This window comes from Methylibium rhizosphaerae (genome assembly GCF_006386545.1).
Lineage (GTDB): Bacteria > Pseudomonadota > Gammaproteobacteria > Burkholderiales > Burkholderiaceae_C > Pseudorivibacter > Pseudorivibacter rhizosphaerae.
The window spans coordinates 1-17,132 of the sequence record NZ_SWAR01000014.1 but is presented as its reverse complement, the minus strand read 5'-3'; the positions used below and the strand labels follow the sequence as shown (position 1 = coordinate 17,132).

The 17,132-nt window shown below is 66.2% G+C and carries 10 protein-coding genes; 9 read left to right on the top strand and 1 reads right to left on the bottom strand.

The features are described from left to right. The first annotated feature begins 468 nt into the window (after window positions 1–468). From E8D38_RS12120 to E8D38_RS12105, 4 genes are read left to right on the top strand one after another with little or no spacing between them, the layout of a single operon-like run. On the top strand, window positions 469–2,556 hold the full coding sequence (locus E8D38_RS12120) for a peptidase domain-containing ABC transporter (RefSeq protein WP_342779537.1): 2,088 nt from the start codon (window positions 469–471) through the stop codon (window positions 2,554–2,556). A 16-nt stretch (window positions 2,557–2,572) separates the two neighbouring features. Beyond that, window positions 2,573–3,037, top strand: a complete 465-nt coding sequence (locus E8D38_RS12115) for a DUF2846 domain-containing protein (RefSeq protein ID WP_140630197.1) — start codon at window positions 2,573–2,575, stop codon at window positions 3,035–3,037. Between the two features lie 22 nt (window positions 3,038–3,059). Then, complete coding sequence (locus tag E8D38_RS12110) at window positions 3,060–3,521, top strand: GNAT family N-acetyltransferase (protein WP_140630193.1); 462 nt, start codon at window positions 3,060–3,062, stop codon at window positions 3,519–3,521. Beyond that, window positions 3,518–4,051: a hypothetical protein gene (locus E8D38_RS12105; RefSeq protein WP_140630189.1), complete on the top strand. Its 534-nt coding sequence runs from the start codon at window positions 3,518–3,520 to the stop codon at window positions 4,049–4,051. The genes E8D38_RS12110 and E8D38_RS12105 overlap by 4 nt, the downstream gene beginning before the upstream one ends. A gap of 512 nt (window positions 4,052–4,563) precedes the next feature. On the opposite strand, the gene E8D38_RS28950 is transcribed toward E8D38_RS12105, so the two are convergent. Then, entirely contained in the window at window positions 4,564–5,043 is a 480-nt protein-coding gene (locus E8D38_RS28950) for a hypothetical protein (protein WP_246099450.1), read from the bottom strand. A gap of 372 nt (window positions 5,044–5,415) precedes the next feature. Here E8D38_RS28950 and E8D38_RS29325 point away from each other — a divergent pair, with 372 nt between their 5' ends. From E8D38_RS29325 to E8D38_RS12080, 5 genes are all read left to right on the top strand, one after another. After that, on the top strand, window positions 5,416–13,857 hold the full coding sequence (locus E8D38_RS29325; RefSeq protein WP_281286107.1) for an Ig-like domain-containing protein: 8,442 nt from the start codon (window positions 5,416–5,418) through the stop codon (window positions 13,855–13,857). A gap of 26 nt (window positions 13,858–13,883) precedes the next feature. Next, window positions 13,884–14,354: a toxin-activating lysine-acyltransferase gene (locus E8D38_RS12095; RefSeq protein WP_140630183.1), complete on the top strand. Its 471-nt coding sequence runs from the start codon at window positions 13,884–13,886 to the stop codon at window positions 14,352–14,354. Beyond that, complete coding sequence (locus E8D38_RS12090) at window positions 14,347–15,714, top strand: HlyD family type I secretion periplasmic adaptor subunit (protein WP_140630181.1); 1,368 nt, start codon at window positions 14,347–14,349, stop codon at window positions 15,712–15,714. Before E8D38_RS12095 ends, E8D38_RS12090 begins: the two co-directional genes overlap by 8 nt. Window positions 15,715–15,806: 92 nt before the next feature. Beyond that, the gene (locus E8D38_RS12085; protein WP_140630176.1) at window positions 15,807–16,301 is read left to right on the top strand and encodes a hypothetical protein; all 495 of its coding nucleotides are present in this window, start codon (window positions 15,807–15,809) and stop codon (window positions 16,299–16,301) included. Between the two features lie 130 nt (window positions 16,302–16,431). Next, complete coding sequence (locus E8D38_RS12080; RefSeq protein ID WP_140630513.1) at window positions 16,432–16,788, top strand: antibiotic biosynthesis monooxygenase family protein; 357 nt, start codon at window positions 16,432–16,434, stop codon at window positions 16,786–16,788. Window positions 16,789–17,132 lie beyond the last annotated feature (344 nt).

Here is a 17,132-nt window from a genome sequence, read left to right as displayed (position 1 = left end):
TGGGTGCTGGCCATGATAGGCAGGCGAGGGCGTCGATGAGCGTTTGGCGTATCCCTCTCATTAGGGAGTCGCGGTGGCACCCAGGTCATTGAGGCGATGAAGGCGCTGCCGAGGCAATACTCGTGCGCGCTGCTCGCTGTTGCGGACCGCAGCACGACATACCTGTCAAAGAGCCTGAGCGTGCCGCGGCGTCGGGCGGCACGGCCGTCAATGCCGGGTGTCATCCAACGTCTGTCGATGCCATGACGGAACTCCGACCGCGCCCGGGAAAATTCCACGTCGCTGCCGAGTTCGATGCGCCGCTCCACCTTCTGGGGGTGCGATACAGCTGGAGGTAAACAAACGTTTCTATAGACTGCGCCGCAGTTAGTTTTCTGCCTTCACAAGATCGTGACAACAACAGGGAGGGGGGCTGCACAAGCTGTTCCCCAAGCAGAGCTCCTCTGGGCTCTTGGTTCGATCTGCGCCTTGCACCGGCAGCCGTTCTCGGCCGAGCTGGTCGAGCGCGACTTCCCGCCACCGTGCAGCCATGCCACGCTGATGCGTGCCGGCATCGCGCTCGGCCTGCGCATCAAGCATGTCAAGCTCAAGCGCTCCAACCTTGAGCGGCTGGTCTTTCCTCTGCTGGTCGGGCTGACGCAAGACCCGGCAGAACCCGACGCACCCACACCTGCTCTGGGCATCGTCACTGCAGCGGCCGACGGCAAGGTCGTGCTATTTCGCGCGGGTCGCAACCAGCCCGAGACGCTCTCCAACGACGACTTCTTCGCCACCTGTAGCGGCGACGCGTGGCTCGCCGCCCCGCAAGGTGAAGCCGTGCAGGATCCGGACGCCGCGGGCACCACGCGCCGGTTCGGCTTCCGCTGGTTCGTGCCCGAGCTGCTCAAGCACCGCCATGTCTGGCGCGACGTCCTGCTCGCTTCGCTGGCGCTGCAGCTCATCGCGCTGGCCACGCCGCTGTTCACGCAGGCCATCATCGACAAGGTGGTCGTTCACCGCACGCAGAGCACGCTGATCGCCATCGGCGTGGCCATGGTCATCTTCACCGTGTTCTCCAGCCTGCTCACGTGGGTGCGGCAGTACCTCGTGCTGCATACCGGCAACCGCGTCGACGCGGTGCTCGGAGCCGCAGTGTGGGAGCACCTGCTGCGCTTGCCGGTGCGTTACTTCCAGCACCGCCCCACCGGCGTGGTGGCCGCGCGCCTGCATGGCGTGGAAACCATCCGCGAGTTCGTCTCAGGCGCCGCCGTGACGCTGCTGCTGGACCTGCCGTTCCTGCTCATCTGCCTGGGCGTGATGCTCTGGTACAGCGTGCTGCTGACCAGCATCTCGGTGGGCATCCTGCTGGTCATCGGCATCGCCAGCGTGCTGGTGGCGCCGGTCTTCCAGGCACGACTCAACGAGCAGTTCCTGCTCGGCGCGCGCAACCAGGCCTTCGTGACCGAACACATTGGCGGCTTCGAGACGGTGAAGAGCCTGCAGATGGAGCCGCAGCTGCGCCAGCGCTATGGCGACTACCTGGCCAGCTACCTGCAGTCCGGCTTCAAGACCAAGCAGATCGGCAACACCTACAACGTGTTCGCCAGCACGATGGAGCAGCTCATGACGCTGCTGATCCTGATGATGGGGGCCTACACGGTGATGACCGAGCCCAGCTTCACGATCGGCATGCTGGTGGCCTTCCAGATGTTTGCCGGCAAGCTGAGCCAGCCGGTGATGCGCATCGTCGGCCTGTGGTCGCAGTTCCAGCAGGCCAGCTTGAGCGTGCAGCGCCTGGGCGATGTGATGAACGCGCCGGCCGAACCGTACAGTCTTACACCGCAGCGCCACCAGGCGGGCAGCGGGCGCATCGAGGTGCAAGGGCTGGGTTTCCGCTACGCCGAAGACCTGCCGCTGCTCTACCAGGACCTCAGCCTCACCATCGAGCCGGGCCAGGCAGTTGCGCTGATGGGTGCCTCGGGCACCGGCAAGAGCACGCTGGCCAAGCTGCTGATGGGCTTCTACACGCCCACCGACGGGCAGATCCGCATCGACGGCGTCGACATCCGGCATCTCGCGGCCAACGAGCTGCGCAGCTACTTCGGCGTGGTGCCGCAGGAGACGGTGCTGTTCTCCGGCAGCGTCTTCGCCAACCTGCGCGCCGGCAACCCGGCGGCCAGCTTCGAGCAGGTGGTGCAGGCTTGCAAGATGGCCGGCATCCACCAAGTCATCGAGGCATTGCCCAAGGGCTACCAGACCGAGATTGGCGAACGCGGCGCGGGGCTGTCGGGCGGGCAGAAGCAGCGCCTGGCCATCGCACGGGCGCTGCTCAAGGGACCGAAGGTGCTGATCTTCGACGAGGCCACCTCGGCGCTGGACGGCGAAACGGCAGAAGCCTTCGCCAAGACCATCAACGGGCTGAAGGGCAGGGTGACGATGCTGTTCATCACCCATGCGATGCCCAAGGCGCTGAAGATCGACGACGTGATCCACCTCACCAGGGAGGGGGGGCAGCGGTTGAAGGTGGTGCCGGCCGAGGGCGGGCAGCGGGCCACGAACGTGCCTACACACCCATGATTGCAGCTACGTGACCATGAAGTCCCAACGCCCCATGATTCGTTTGTCCGCATTGGTTGCAACGCTGCTGACAGTGACGGGCTGCGCCACCGGGCCGGTGTTCCAGAAGCCCGAACCAGTGTCTAGCGACAGCGCACAGCTTTACGTCTACCGCGTGGCGCGGATGCTGGGTGCCGCCACGCCGCACCGCGTCTTGATCGACGGCGCCCAAGAGCCGCTGAGCCTGCCCAACGGAAGCTGGCAGCGGGTGGTCCTGCCGCCCGGTCACCACAGCGTGGTGGTGAAAGACGTTTTCGGGGTGATGTACTGCGGACCTTCTCCGCTGGCCGTGCATCTGCAGCCTGGTGAGACTGCCTATGTGGAGACCGAGGTGCTCCTGCTCAGGTCGGTGGGCATCTACACCGATCTGCGATGCACGCTGAAGCAGCAGCACGAGGAAGCCGCCCTGAAAGAGCTGCAGAACCTGCGCGCTGCGCAGTAGGTTTCGTATCCACTGAAACGCCATGAGCATCCGATTCGCAACACTCGCAGACATCCCGGCTCTCGTGGAGGCCGGCAATCGCATGCACGCGCTGACGCGCTTTCGCAATCAGCCCTTCAATGCGCAGAAGACGGCAGAGGCCTTTGCGTCGTTGATCCAGCACGACAGGGGGCGCTATGTGTTCTTCGTCGCGGAAGGTGCGCAGCAGCGCATCGTCGGTGCGTTGATTGGTGTGATGGAGAAGCAGATCTTCTCGGACCTCTACACCGCCAGCGTCATGCACTTCGACGTGCTGCCGGAGGCGCGGATGGGCGGATATGGGGTGAGGCTGCTGAGGGCGTTTGAGCAATGGGCATTGAATCGCGAAGCGTTCGAGATCTACTTTGGCATCAACAGTGACACCGAATCAGTCCCTCTCGAGCGTTTCGCTTCAAGGATGGGATACCGGCGGGTTGGTGGAAACTTTGTAAAAGGCATGGGATGACCTGGAGCACCTTCGGGAATACCTCATTGCGGCTGTGGCACATGACAGTCCTGCGCTGCGCAAGTTGGGTCGTGCTGTCAGCTCTGCTGGCGCTGCAGGTGGCTTGTGCCAGCGGTGCGGGGCTGGTTGATCACTCGTTCGAGTTCAACGCAGTCTGGGATAGCCCCGATATCGAGGTCCTCAGTTACCGATATGGCACATCGGAGATGACGAACTCGAAGCTGCAAGAGCAGCGCTACGGCATTGCCAACCAAGGAGCGGGAGTCAATGGACCCATGCTCCGTGGAGAAGACTTGTACGTGAAGTGGCGCGTCAAAGCTACCGGGCAAGTCTATGAAGACACAGCCGACCTGCGAGACAAGCTGCCGGCTGATTTAACAGGTCACCGTATCTATTTCGTCGTCCGGAATACGCAGTTGTATGTCTACCTGATCACTCCGAAAAGGCGTGCTGCGGGAGACCCGCCCAGCCCACTGCGCAAGTTCTCGCATCTGAAGGTTCTGCCGCTTCATCCCAACACATCCAACTGAACAACATGGGCACCATCGCCACAACGCTTACGTCTCAAGAAGTCCAGGAAGCACAGCAACAAGCACGAGGCATTGCGAATGCCGCCAGGCAGGTCGTTCAGCTTGGTCAGTTCGTCTTCTTTGCGGCCTTCGACGGCACCAACAACGACCGGAATGATTTGCCTGAGTCCGGTACGACCCAGACCACAAACGTTGCACAACTCCTCGACCAGGTGAACAGGCAGCGCGCGGTCAATCCGAACCTAGACGCCCAGTATTACCCTGGCCCCGGTACCGATGGCAGCCTGCCTGGTTCGGAGGGGATACCCGCGATGGTGACGCAAGAAGTCATCACCACGGCCACACGCGCCTACAACGACTTTGCGCTAAGCGCCTCGCAGTGGTTGGAAAACAACCCTGGAGGTTCGGTGACGACGATGGTCACTGGCTTCAGTCGCGGTGGGGCGCCAGCGGCGATCTTCTCGCAACTTCTCTACGAAAGAGGGTTGGTCGACCCGCGTACCGGGGCAGTGCTAATCGCGCCTGGCGAAGTTGGTGTCTCCGCAGGTGTGATATTCGATCCGGTCACCACTGGTGTGGATGGCAACTTGGCATTCGCGCCGAATGCCGAAAACATCGCCGTCATCCGTGCTGCCGACGAGTTCCGCCTGCTGTTCCCTGCTGCAGACTACACGGAACAGAGCAACGTATCGACCTTCGACTTCTACGGGAATCACGGCGACATCGGTGGCTTCTATGACCAAGGGCTCGGGGCCTTGACGCTCGAAGCCTCCACAGGCTTCCTGCGCAATGCTGGCCTGAGCATTGCCGACGTTCCGAGTGATCGAGCCTTCAATCCGGACCAATTCCCGGATGGAAAGGTGCCAGTCCACACGGAAGGTGTCGACGAATTCGGCAACAGGATCTGGGATGAGTACGGTACGCGTGGAAACCGGGTCACGGCGGACGTGGCAACCCCGGCGGAGGTGCAGACCTTCGATGACAGCAGCCAACTGAGCGAGTTCACGAACTATCGCGGTGACGTCATCACGGGTGGCAGGGACAGCGAAGGCAGAGTCATTACAAATCGTACAACTGCGCCTGCTGCCACGAACCTGGAGCGATTCGGGACCGCAATACAGGATCTCAACAGCCTGGTGCAAGCCATCCGTAGCGGAGAGCCGCTACCAGTACTCAGCAGTGGCCTGCGACTTGTCAACAACCTGGCGAACCCGAGTGCCCCAGGTAGTGCGCCCGTCATCAACGACCAGCCGTTGTTCACGACCACGGCTGTTGTCAACGGTATTGCCAGCCTGTACAGCCTGCACAACGCATTCGGTGGCTCGGGGAGTGACCTGCAACGATTGAGTGCGACGGCCAATGCATTGGTTGCAGTCAACGCCGCAGCCAATGCCGTCGCCCAGGAGCTGGGGCGGGAGGTCGCCAGCCAAACCCTGAACGGCGTCGCAAACACCGTCGGTCAGGCGCTTCCATATGTCAACGCCGTGATCGCCATCAAGAACGGCGACTACACGGGCGCTGGCGTGGCCATCGCTTCTGCGATGGGCGTGCCCTACATCGGGTGGATCTATGCCGCCTACTTGCTGATTAGCAGCATTGGGGACGAGCCGCCCGAGTCCTGGGCCACGGCGCGCATCCGCTTCGCCAACCCGCGTGACGTGCAGCTGTCGCGCGGCCCGTTGCTCGATGAGGAGGGCAACGAGATCTCGGGCGTGACGATCACGGTTGGGACGCCAGGCATCCTCCAGCCAGGCATGACCGACGTCGAGGTCGACATCGTCGGCGAGTCCCTTGGCCCCGACCGCGTGCGTTTCCTGATGGAAGGCAACGGCGGCAGCTTCGACGGCCTGCTTGGCTACCTGCGCGGCGTCATCGAATCCGCACAGCAAGCCAATCCTGGCATCCCGCTGGGCATCATCCCGCAGCGCCTGCCCACGATCACGTGGCGCGAGGCACGCCAGGCCGACCCCGGCTACGCCGTGGTCGAGATCGACCCGCTCACCGGCGAAGCCCGCTACCCGGAACTTCGCTACAACGACGACTTCACGCCCTACAACGCCGACCCCACCGATCTCGCGCAGCGGCGTGACGTCTTCCAGCGCATGGTGGACAGCGCCATCGAGCGCCAGGCCATTGCGCCGATGTGGGAAGTGCAAACGGCGCGCATGCAGCAGGACATCGGCGACCCGAACGCCGGCCTCACCGAGGAAGAGCGTGCCGGGCGCCGAGGCCAGGCCGCCCCGGCCGACGCCAACGGCGAGCGTCTTTCCGGCGAGTTCCGCCCCGTGGTGCTCGACCTCAACGGCGACAACACCATCACCACCGTCACCGACGCGAACAGCAACGTCACCTTCGACTGGGACGACACCGGCTACGTCGCGCAGACCGGCTGGGTCGGTTCCGGCGAGGGCATCCTCGTGCTCGACCGCAACCTCAACGGCGTGGCCGACTCCGGCCGAGAACTGTTCAGCAACGGGCTGGTCAGCAACGATGCGCGAGGGGTGCGCAGCATGGCCTGGGTCGATGCCAACGCAGACGGCGTGATCAACGCCAGCGACCCGGTGTTCAACGCCTTGCGCGTCTGGCAGGACGCTGACCAGGACGGCGTGCAGGACAACGGCGAAACCCGCACGCTCAGCGAACTGGGCATCACCAGCCTCGACTACGGCATGAGCCGCTTCACCCGGGACGGGCAGTTCTTCGCCATGGGCAGCCCCGAGATCGAGGCCAGCAGCGAAGGGGTGCGGGTCAACCTCGTCGAAGGCGGCATCCAGGTCGATCACAGCGACGGCAGCAGCACGCTGTTCGTCACGCAGGTCAACGACGCCGGCGGCGGCAGCGGCCAGGGCACCAACTTCGTGGTGCGCGACGACAGCATCACGTCCTATGAAGACGGCATGTCGCCGGACCTGCCGAACGCCAGCAGCCCGGGCGCGAACCAGTCCATCAGCATCACCATCGCGCAGCTCCTGGCCAACGACCGCTTCAACGGCTCGATGGCCGGTCTCACGATCACGGCCGTCGGCAACGGCGAGCACGGTGTTGCGGCGCTGGACATCGATCAGGGCGTGGTCACGTTCACGCCGGAACACCACTACGCCGGCCAGGCGGGCTTCGAGTACACGGTGACCGCGAGCGACGGGCAGACGCGTACCGCGCGCGTGACGATCGACCTGCAGCCGGTCAACGATGCACCCACCGTGACCGTCGAGCTGCCGTCGCGTGCGGTGTACGGTTTCGGTGTGCTCACCACCACCCGCTCGGTGGAGCTCGGCGGCGACAACGGCAGTGTGACCGAGTACACCATCCATCCCAACCAGGGCCTGCCGTTCTACCAGCCATACACCACGGTTGGCGGTCGCCTGCTGGAGTGGATCCAGACGAGCTCGGGCGACAGCGAAAGCGGCCACTACGCCGAGACCGGTCCTGTGGTGGACACCACCATCCCGCAGGGCTACTTCGACAGGGAGTGGGCCAGGGTGACGTCTTCCAGCCAATGGAACTGGGACAACCCGGCGCCGACCTATCTGGATGTCAACTTCAACGGCCAGCGCTACCGGATCCAGGGCACGCCGCCGACCTTCCTGCACGACGCACCGATCGCCACGGAGGCCGGCAACGACGGGCGCCTGACGTCGAACGACGCCGACGGGGCCACGCAGGTGAGCTACTCGATCGTGTCCGCGCCGCTGTACGGCGAAGCGACGATCGACGCGAGCACCGGATCCTTCACCTACACCGGCCGGCGCTACGTCGAGCAGGATGTGCAGGGCACTGACGTGTACCAGAACGTCGTCACGGACGACCACACGCGTGCCGAGGGCGCTTCGCCCAGCTACGACACCTTCATCGTGCGCGTGACGGACCTGTCCGATCCCAGCGGCAACACGTTCACGACGCAGACCGTGACGGTGCCGCACTACGGCCCCCGTCCCAACCCGGACGTCGCTTCCGGCGGCAAGAAGCCGATCGCGCTCGACCTCGACGGCGATGGCTTCGAGTTCATCGACGTGGACGATTCCAACGTCTTCCTCACGGTCAACGGCGAAGGCTGGCGGCGCCGTACGGCCTGGGTGGGGCCCGACGACGGTGTGCTCGTCTTCGACGAGAACCGCAACGGCAGTGTCGACACCGTCGACGAGCTGACTTTCGCGCGCTATGTTTCGGGCGCCCAGACCGACCTCGAAGGCCTGCGCGCCTTCGACACCAACGGCGACGGCCTGTTCTCGGCGGCCGACGACAAGTGGGGCGACTTCAACGTCTGGCAAGACGCCGACAGCGATGGCGTGGTCGATGCCGGCGAGATGCGCTCGCTGACCGACCTGGGCATCCAGAGCGTGGCGCTCGCCAGCGACGGCCAGTTCCGCGTCATCAACGGCCAGACCGTGCATGGCACGGGGGTCGTCACGCGTACCGACGGCAGCACGCTGGCGATGGCCGACGTGACGCTGCAGTACCGCAACGTCACCCAGATCACGAACGACGACGGCAGCACCACCCATGCGAACGTCGCCCCGTTTGCGCAGGGCCAGCGCTTCACCGGCACCGACGCGGCGGATCTCGTGTTCGGCACCTCCGGTTCGGACGAGTTCGTGATGGCTGCCGGCAACGATGTGGTCAACGACGACGGCGGCAACGACATGGTGCAGGCCGGCGCGGGCGACGACCTCGTCTTCACCGGCGCAGACAACGACTTCGTCGACGCCGGCAGCGGCAACGACTCCGTGTTCACCGGTGCCGGCAACGACCTGGCCATCGGCGGTGCGGGTGACGACGTGCTGACGATGGAGGCCGGCAACGATGTCGCCTTCGGCGCCGACGGCAACGACTTCGTCTCGGGCGGTGCCGGCAACGACCTGCTGTCGGGCGATGCCGGCAACGACCGCCTGTTCGGCGAAGGCGGCCGGGATCAGTTGCTCGGCGGGGACGGCGATGACGAGCTGTGGGGGCTGGACGGCAGCGACCAGCTCGACGGGGGCATCGGCAACGACCTGCTGTCCGGCGGCGAGGGGGCCGACACCATGGACGGCGGTGCCGGAAACGACACCTATGAAGTCGACGGCGCCGACGACGTGGTGGTCGAAGCCGCCGGCGGCGGCGAGGACACCGTGCGCTCGAGCATCAGCTACACGCTGGCCGATACGCTCGAGAACCTCACGCTGCTCGGTACGGCCGGCTTGCGCGGCACCGGCCATGCCGGCGCCAACACGCTCGTTGGCAACGACGGCGCCAACCTGCTCGAAGGCCTGGCCGGCAACGACACGCTCGATGGCGGCCAGGGTGCCGACACCCTGGCGGGTGGCAGCGGCAACGACGTCTACGTCGTGGACAACGCTGGGGACCGCGTGGTCGAAGCGGCCGGCGAAGGCGTGGACACGGTGCAAAGCCGCATCACGGCGACGCTGTCCGCCAATGTCGAGAACCTCGCGCTGATCGGCATCAACGCCATTGACGGTACCGGCAACGAACTCGACAACGTGCTCGCCGGCAATGGCGCGGCCAACACGCTGGACGGCGGCGCTGGCGGCGACACCATGCGAGGCGGCCGCGGCAATGACAGCTATGTGGTGGACAACGCGGGCGACCAGGTCGTCGAGGCGGTGGGGGAGGGCCACGACCGGGTCACCGTCAACACGCTGGCGAGCTACACGCTCACCGACAACGTCGAGGCGCTCGTGCTGGGCGCAGGGGTGGTCGAAGGCCGTGGCAATGCGCTGCACAACGTGTTGACCGGCAACGCGCTGGCGAACACCCTGGACGGCCAGGCCGGCGACGACGCGATCGACGGTGGCACCGGCAACGACACGCTGCTCGGGGGCTCGGGCGACGACGATCTCGGCGGCGGTTCGGGCGACGACTTGCTGGACGGCGGTAGTGGAGCCGACCGCCTGCACGGCGGTGCCGGAGATGACACCTACGAGGCCGACAACGCGAGCGACCTCGTCGTCGAGAACGCCGACGAAGGCAACGACCGCGTGCTGAGCTCGGTGAGCTTCGCACTCGCGGCCAATGTCGAGACACTGGAGCTGACCGGCACCGCCGACATCGATGCACTGGGCAACGCACAGGACAACCAACTCATCGGCAACAGCGGCCGCAACCGCCTGGATGGCGGCGCCGGCGGCGATACGATGTCCGGTGGGCTGGGCGACGACACCTATGTGGTCGACGACGCGAACGACCGCGTGGTCGAAGCAGCCGACGCCGGCCAAGACACGGTGCTCACCAGCCTGGCGAGCTACACGTTGGCAGCCCATGCGGAAAACGCCAGTGCCACCAGCCAGGACGATACGGCGTTGACCGGCAACGCGGCCGACAACACGCTGCGCGGCCATACCGGGAACGACACGCTGGACGGCGCGGCCGGCCGTGACACGCTGATCGGCGGCGCGGGCGACGACGCTTATGTGGTGGACGACGTGGCCGATACCGTGGTCGAACAGCTCGGCGAAGGCAACGACACTGTGCGTGCCTCGGTCAATCACACCCTGACCGCACATGTCGAACAGCTCGTGCTCACCGGCGCGCGGGCCGTGGACGGCACCGGCAACGCGTTGTCGAACCGCCTGAGCGGCAACGACGCCGACAACCGCCTGTTCGGCCTGGCAGGCGACGACACGCTGCTGGGCGCAGGCGGCAACGACCTGCTGGACGGCGGCACCGGCGCCGACGCCATGGCCGGCGGGCTGGGCGACGACACCTATGTCGTCGATGACGCGGGCGACGCCGTGTTCGAAGCTGCGGACCAAGGCACCGACACCGTGCTTGCCGGCATCGACCACGCGCTGGCGTCCAACGTCGAGAACCTGGTCCTCACCGGCAGCGGCAACGCTCGCGCCGTCGGCAACGATCTCGACAACCAGCTGACCGGCAACGCCGGCCAGAACCGCCTCGACGGTGGTGCTGGCGCCGACACGATGGCGGGTGGCTTGGGTGACGACACCTACGTCGTCGACCACCTCGGCGACCGTGCCATCGAAGAGGCCAACGCCGGCATCGACACGGTCGAGACCAGCCTGGCCAGCTACGCCCTGGGCGCCGGCCTCGAGCATCTGACCGGCACCGCGAGCAGCGGCCAGGCACTGACCGGCAATGCGGCCGACAACACCTTGCGTGGCCACACGGGCAACGACACGCTCGACGGCGGTGCAGGCGGCGACACGATGGCAGGGGGCTCTGGCGACGACACCTACATCGTCGACAGCGACGCCGATCGCGTGCAGGAACGCGCAGATGAAGGTGCCGACACCGTGCAGGCATCGGTCGATCATGCGCTGGCCGAGAACGTCGAGCACCTCGTGCTCACCGGCGCCGCCGTCGCCGGCACGGGCAACGCACTCGCCAACACCCTGGTCGGCAATTCCGAAGACAACCTGCTGGACGGCCGCGAAGGCGCCGACACGATGTCCGGCGGCCTGGGCAACGACACCTACGTCGTCGACGACCACGCGGACCAGGTGCATGAGCGGGCCGACCAAGGCGTCGACACCGTGCTCGCCTCGATCGACCATGCCCTGGCTGAGAACGTCGAGAACCTCGTGCTCACCGGCGCCGCCATCGCTGGCACCGGCAATGCGCTGGACAACCGCATCACCGGCAACGCCGCGGCCAACCTGCTCGACGGCGCCGCCGGCGCCGACAGCATGGCCGGCGAAGAGGGCGATGACGGCTACGTCGTCGAAAACGCCGGCGACCTGGTGATCGAGGAGGCCGGTGCCGGGTTCGACCGCGTCAGCGCCAGCATCGACTACGTGTTGCCGCAGCATGTCGAGCAGCTCACGCTCACCGGCACCGCGCAGCGCGGCACCGGCAACGACCTCGACAACCTGCTGTTCGGCAACGAACGGGCCAACGTGCTGGATGGCGGCGCAGGAGCCGACCAGATGGCCGGCGGCGCCGGCGACGACCGCTATGTGGTCGACAACGAGGCCGATGCGGTCATCGAAGCGTCCGAGGCCGGCAACGACACCGTGCTCGCCTCGGTCGGCCACACGCTGGCAGCCAACGTCGAGAACCTGGTCCTCACCGGCTCGCAGGCCATCGACGGCCACGGCAACGAGCTCGCCAACGTGCTGGTCGGCAACGTCGCGGCCAACCGCCTCGACGGCGGTGCCGGCAGCGACGTGCTGGCCGGCGGCCAGGGCCATGACACGCTGGAAGGCGGCACCGGCGACGATCTGTACCTGTACTTCCAGGGTGAGGGCCGCGACCTCATCTCCGACGCCGCGGGTGCCGACACCCTGCGCTTCGGCCCCGGCATGACGCTGGACTCGGTGGCCGCGCGCATGGTGCGGGTCGATGGCCGGAACCGCCTCTTCATCGCGGTGCTCGACGCCGACGGCGAGGAGACCGAACAGGGCATCGAGCTGGTGCTGGGCGCCGACGGGAGCGCACCGATCGAGCGCTTCGAGTTTGCCGACGGCCAGGTAGCCAGCCTGTCGCAGCTGATGGTCGCGCCGCGCACGCTGTACGGCAGCAACCGCAACGACACCCTGACCGGCGACCGCAGCGATGACACCGTCTATGCCAGCAACGGCAACGACGTGGTCTACGGCCGCAGCGGCCACGACACGCTGTACGGCGACAACGGCGCCGACCGCTTGTTCGGTGAAGGCGGCAACGACCGCCTCTATGGCGGCAACGAGGCCGACGAGGTGTGGGGCGGCGCCGGCAACGACTGGCTCGACGGCGACAACGGCCGCGACCTGCTCGTCGGCGGCCGCGGCAATGACCAGCTCTGGGGCGGCAACGATGCGGACCGGCTCGACGGCGGCGCCGGCAACGACCTGCTGGACGGCAACAACGGCGAGGACGAGCTCTATGCCGGCAGTGGTGACGACCGCCTCGACAGCGGCAACGACGCCGACCTGCTGGCCGCCGGTGACGGCAACGACGTGCTGAGCTCCGGCAACGGCCAGGACGTGCTGGTCGCTGGTGCCGGCAACGACATCATCGTCAGCGACAACGACGGTGACTTCATTGACGCCGGTGCCGGCAATGACCGCATCAGCAGCGGCAACGGTGCGGACTTCATTGCGGCCGGGCGTGGCAACGACGTGATCGATGCCGGCATGGACGCCGACGTCATCGCCTTCAACCGCGGCGACGGTGCCGACACCGTGATGACCTCGAGCTGGCAGCGCGATACGCTGAGCCTGGGCGGCGGCATCCGCTACGAAGACTTGAGGCTCAGCCGGTCCGGCAACGACCTGGTGCTGGATCTCGGCCGGGGCGACGGGGTCACCTTCCGCGACTGGTACCTCGACGAAACGCGCCGCAACCTGACGACACTGCAGGTCGTCACCGGCGCGGCCGGTGGCGACTACGATGCCGCTTCCGGCGATCGCCTGCGCAACCGCCAGGTCGTGAGCTTCAACTTCGAGCGGCTCGTCCAGCGTTTCGACCAGGCCCGCGCAGCCAATGCACAGGTCACGTCGTGGGCGCTGGCCGGTGAGCTCGACGCGGCCTACCTGCGCGGCAGCGACACGCAGGCCATCGGTGGCGACTTGGCCTACCGGTACGCCACCAGCGGCAGCTACGGCGACCTCGACTGGCGCGCGGTGCGCAACCGCATGCCGGGTGTGAATGGCTCGAACTGGCAAACGCTGAGCGCCTCGACGGCCATCGACCCCTGGACCGCGCTGCAGGCTGGCCTCAGCCTGATCGCGGACCAGACCGTCGGCCTGCCCAGCCCGATCACGCCGATGCCGGCCCCCGGGCAGGATGAGCTGGTCTTCGCCGCCATCGGCGCCAGCGGGCGCACGACTGCATGGCGTGGCGACCGCCCCGCGCCGGTGCTGTCGTGAGGCGCCAGAACTCCTGAAGGAATCCCATGAACACCCCCCAACAACCGACATTCGACAACCCCGCCGCCCAGCTCGAAGCGGCCAAGAAAGAGCTTGCCAAGCTGCCCCTGCTCGGGCCGGCGCTGTGGCTGTACTCACGCGATGCGCAGCGGCGCTTCACCTTCCTGGCCGACATCGACTGGCGGCTCATGCCGCCGCTGGTGCTCGACCAGTGCCGCCTGTTCTCCAAGGTCGAGCTGCCTTGGGCCTTCGTGACCTGGGCCTTCGTCAGCGACGCGGTGGACCAGCGGCTGCGCTCGACGGCGCCGATCATTGCGCCGCACGAGTGGAAGAGCGGTGCGAACCCCTGGCTGATCGACGTGGTGGCTCCGTTCGGCGATGCCGAGTCGGTGGCCAAGGAAACCATCGCCGCAGTGGCGCCGGGCCAGACTGTGCACGCCTGGTTGGTCAACCCGCAAGGCCAGCCGGTGCTCAAGGAGTTCCGCCCCCATGGCTGACGCGACTGCGCAGGCACCGCGCGCGCCGCTGCTCTCGCCGGAGGCCCTGGATTTCGCGCCGGACCTGCTGGCCATCCAGGAGCGCCCGCCGGCGCGGCTGCCGCGCACGCTGCTGATGACCGTGGCGGCACTGATCGGGCTGCTGCTGGTGTGGGCCGTCTTCGCGAAGCTGGACATCATCGCCACGGCCGAAGGGCGGCTCGTTCCGCTGACCTTCACGAAGGTGGTGCAGCCGGCCGAGGCGGGTGTGGTGGCCGAGATCCTGGTCAAAGACGGCGACGTCGTGCAGCAGGGCCAGCTGCTGCTGCGCCTGGACGCGCGGCTGTCGCAGGCAGACACCCAGGCGCTCGGCCATGACGTGGCGCTGAAGAAGCTGACGCTGCGGCGCATCGACGCCGAGCTGGCCGATCGGCCCTTCCTGCCTGGCAAGGAGGACCCCATGTCGCTTTACGCGCAGGTGGAAGGCCAGTTCCGCGCGCGCCGGCAGGCCTATCTTGACAGCCTCGCGCAGGAGCACGAAGCGCTCAACAAGGCGCGCGCCGAGTTGCGCGCGGCGCAGCAGCTGCTGGACAAGCTGACGCAGACACTGCCCAGCTACCGCCAGTCGGCCGAGGCCTACCGCAAGCTGGTGCAGGAAGGTTTTGTCGGCGAGCTGGCGGCCAACGAGAAAGGCCGAGAGGCGCTCGAGAAGGAGCAGGACCTGAAGGTGCAGGCGGCCAACGTGCAGGGCCTCAACGCCGCCATCGCGCAGTCCGAACGGCGCATCGCGTCGCTGCGTTCGCAATACCGCTCGCAGCTCGAGAATGAACGCATCGAAACCGTCGCGTTGCTCAACCGCAGCGGGCAGGAACTCGAGAAGTCCAACGTCAAGGCCGGCATGCTGGAGATTCGCGCACCGAATGCCGGTGTCGTGAAGGACCTCGCGACGACGACCCACGGCGCGGTGGTCGCGGCCGGTGCCTTGTTGATGAACATCGTGCCGCAAGACGAGCCGCTGCAAGCGGAGGTGCTGCTGAAGAACGAGGACGTAGGCTTTGTGGCCGTGGGCCAGAAGGCCATGCTCAAAGTCGCGGCCTACCCGTTCCAGAAGTACGGCATGCTCGAAGGCGAGGTGGCCCTGGTCAGCGCCGATGCCGCCGACCCGAAGCAGACGCCGCAGGGCCAGGCGCCGATGCTGACCTACCGCGCGATCGTGCGCCTCAAAGGCAGCAAGCTGACTAGTGCGGCCACAGGTGAACAGCTCGCGTTGAACCCCGGCATGCTGGTCGCTGCGGAGATCCACCAGGGCAAACGCTCGGTGATCGAGTACCTGCTGTCGCCAGTGCAGAAGATCGGGCAGGAGGCAGCGCGGGAGCGCTGAGGGCCGGTTTCCATTTCAGTTCGGTGGTCAGAAGATGGGTGTTCTCCGCAATGTGGAGAGCTGCCCGTGAGTATTTTGTGAGGAGGATATCCATGTGGTTCGGAAAGACCGTGTGCCTCGCAACTGCGGCGGTCACGATCCTGGCCGGCTGCGGCGGTGGAAATGACAACGGGTGCGAGCAGACCGGAACGGTCACGTTCCACTACGCGCCCAGCATCAAGGTCGAGGAGCGCGAGGCGTTGACCTATCGACTCGGCCAGTCGAATGCCTGGACGTTGACCGTGCAAGGTGTGACGCAGGCATGCCTGGCGGGACTGAAGGCAGTCGTGCCTGCCGGACGGCCGGCGCTTCCTGCTTCGCTGTCACTGGACGTTGCGACGGGCACCATTTCCTCGGGAGTGCTGAACTCGCACATCGAGGGCTACTGCACCAGCAGCACCGGGACGGTCGTCGGCCCATCGACCAACCGGACCTGCGCGGCAGGGCAGACCTACAACGATCAGGTGTACGTGCTGCAGATCACGTCCGACCACGTCAACAACACTGCTCAGGTCCCGACGCCGATCTCGTTTGCGCCGCGGCCGTAGCCGGCGGAGAGCGTCAAACACTTCTGGCAAAGGAGATCGAGATCAGGTTTGGTGCCATACGGCGCCATCGGGAGGCAGCCGTTAGGGCTCGGGCAAACTAGCCGTCTCCAAGGATGAGCAAAGAGTGAGCATGAAGCAACGGGGGCCTGGGTTCGCTGTCCTCTATCGGTGGCGCCTGCATGAAGGAAAGGAACAGCAGTTCATCCAAGCGTGGTCGCGTGTATCGGAACGGCTGCTTGCTGAGCGTGGATCGCTTGGGTCGCGCCTTCATCGCGGGGCGGATGGTTGGTGGTACAGCTACGCGCAATGGCCCAGTGCAGAGGCTCGAGAACAGGCGTTTGCGCAGGCCTCGGTTGATCCAGGGGCCACCCGCCAAATGAGAGAGGCGGTCGCGGAAAGTTTGCCGGAGCTGGTGCTTGAGGCCATCTCGGACTACATGGTTCTTCCTCCGAAGAACGGAACCTCTCAAGAAACTCCTTCCAAGTGACTGACCGGCAATGAGATGAAGGCATGCCCAGCGGGCATCGACCGCGAAAGCCATGCGGTTGTGCTCACAGATTTGTATGCGTCGCAAACTTGCGACTCGGGGTCTGCGGCTGTGTCCTCAGCTATAAGCACGGAGCGGCGTCCCGCCCGTGGCCGAGGCACGCGGGCTTCATCCGCTCACGCCGTGCGTGACCGCGCCCGCTTGACGAACTGAGCGGCGTACCGGCTCCGGCGCTGCGCGGGTCGCTCGTCCCGCCGCCCAGATCGTCATCCCCGTCCACCCGCCAGGCCCGAGCCCGGGCCGCCGCTTCTGAAGTGCTCGGTCCGGCTCGCCTGTCGCGCCAG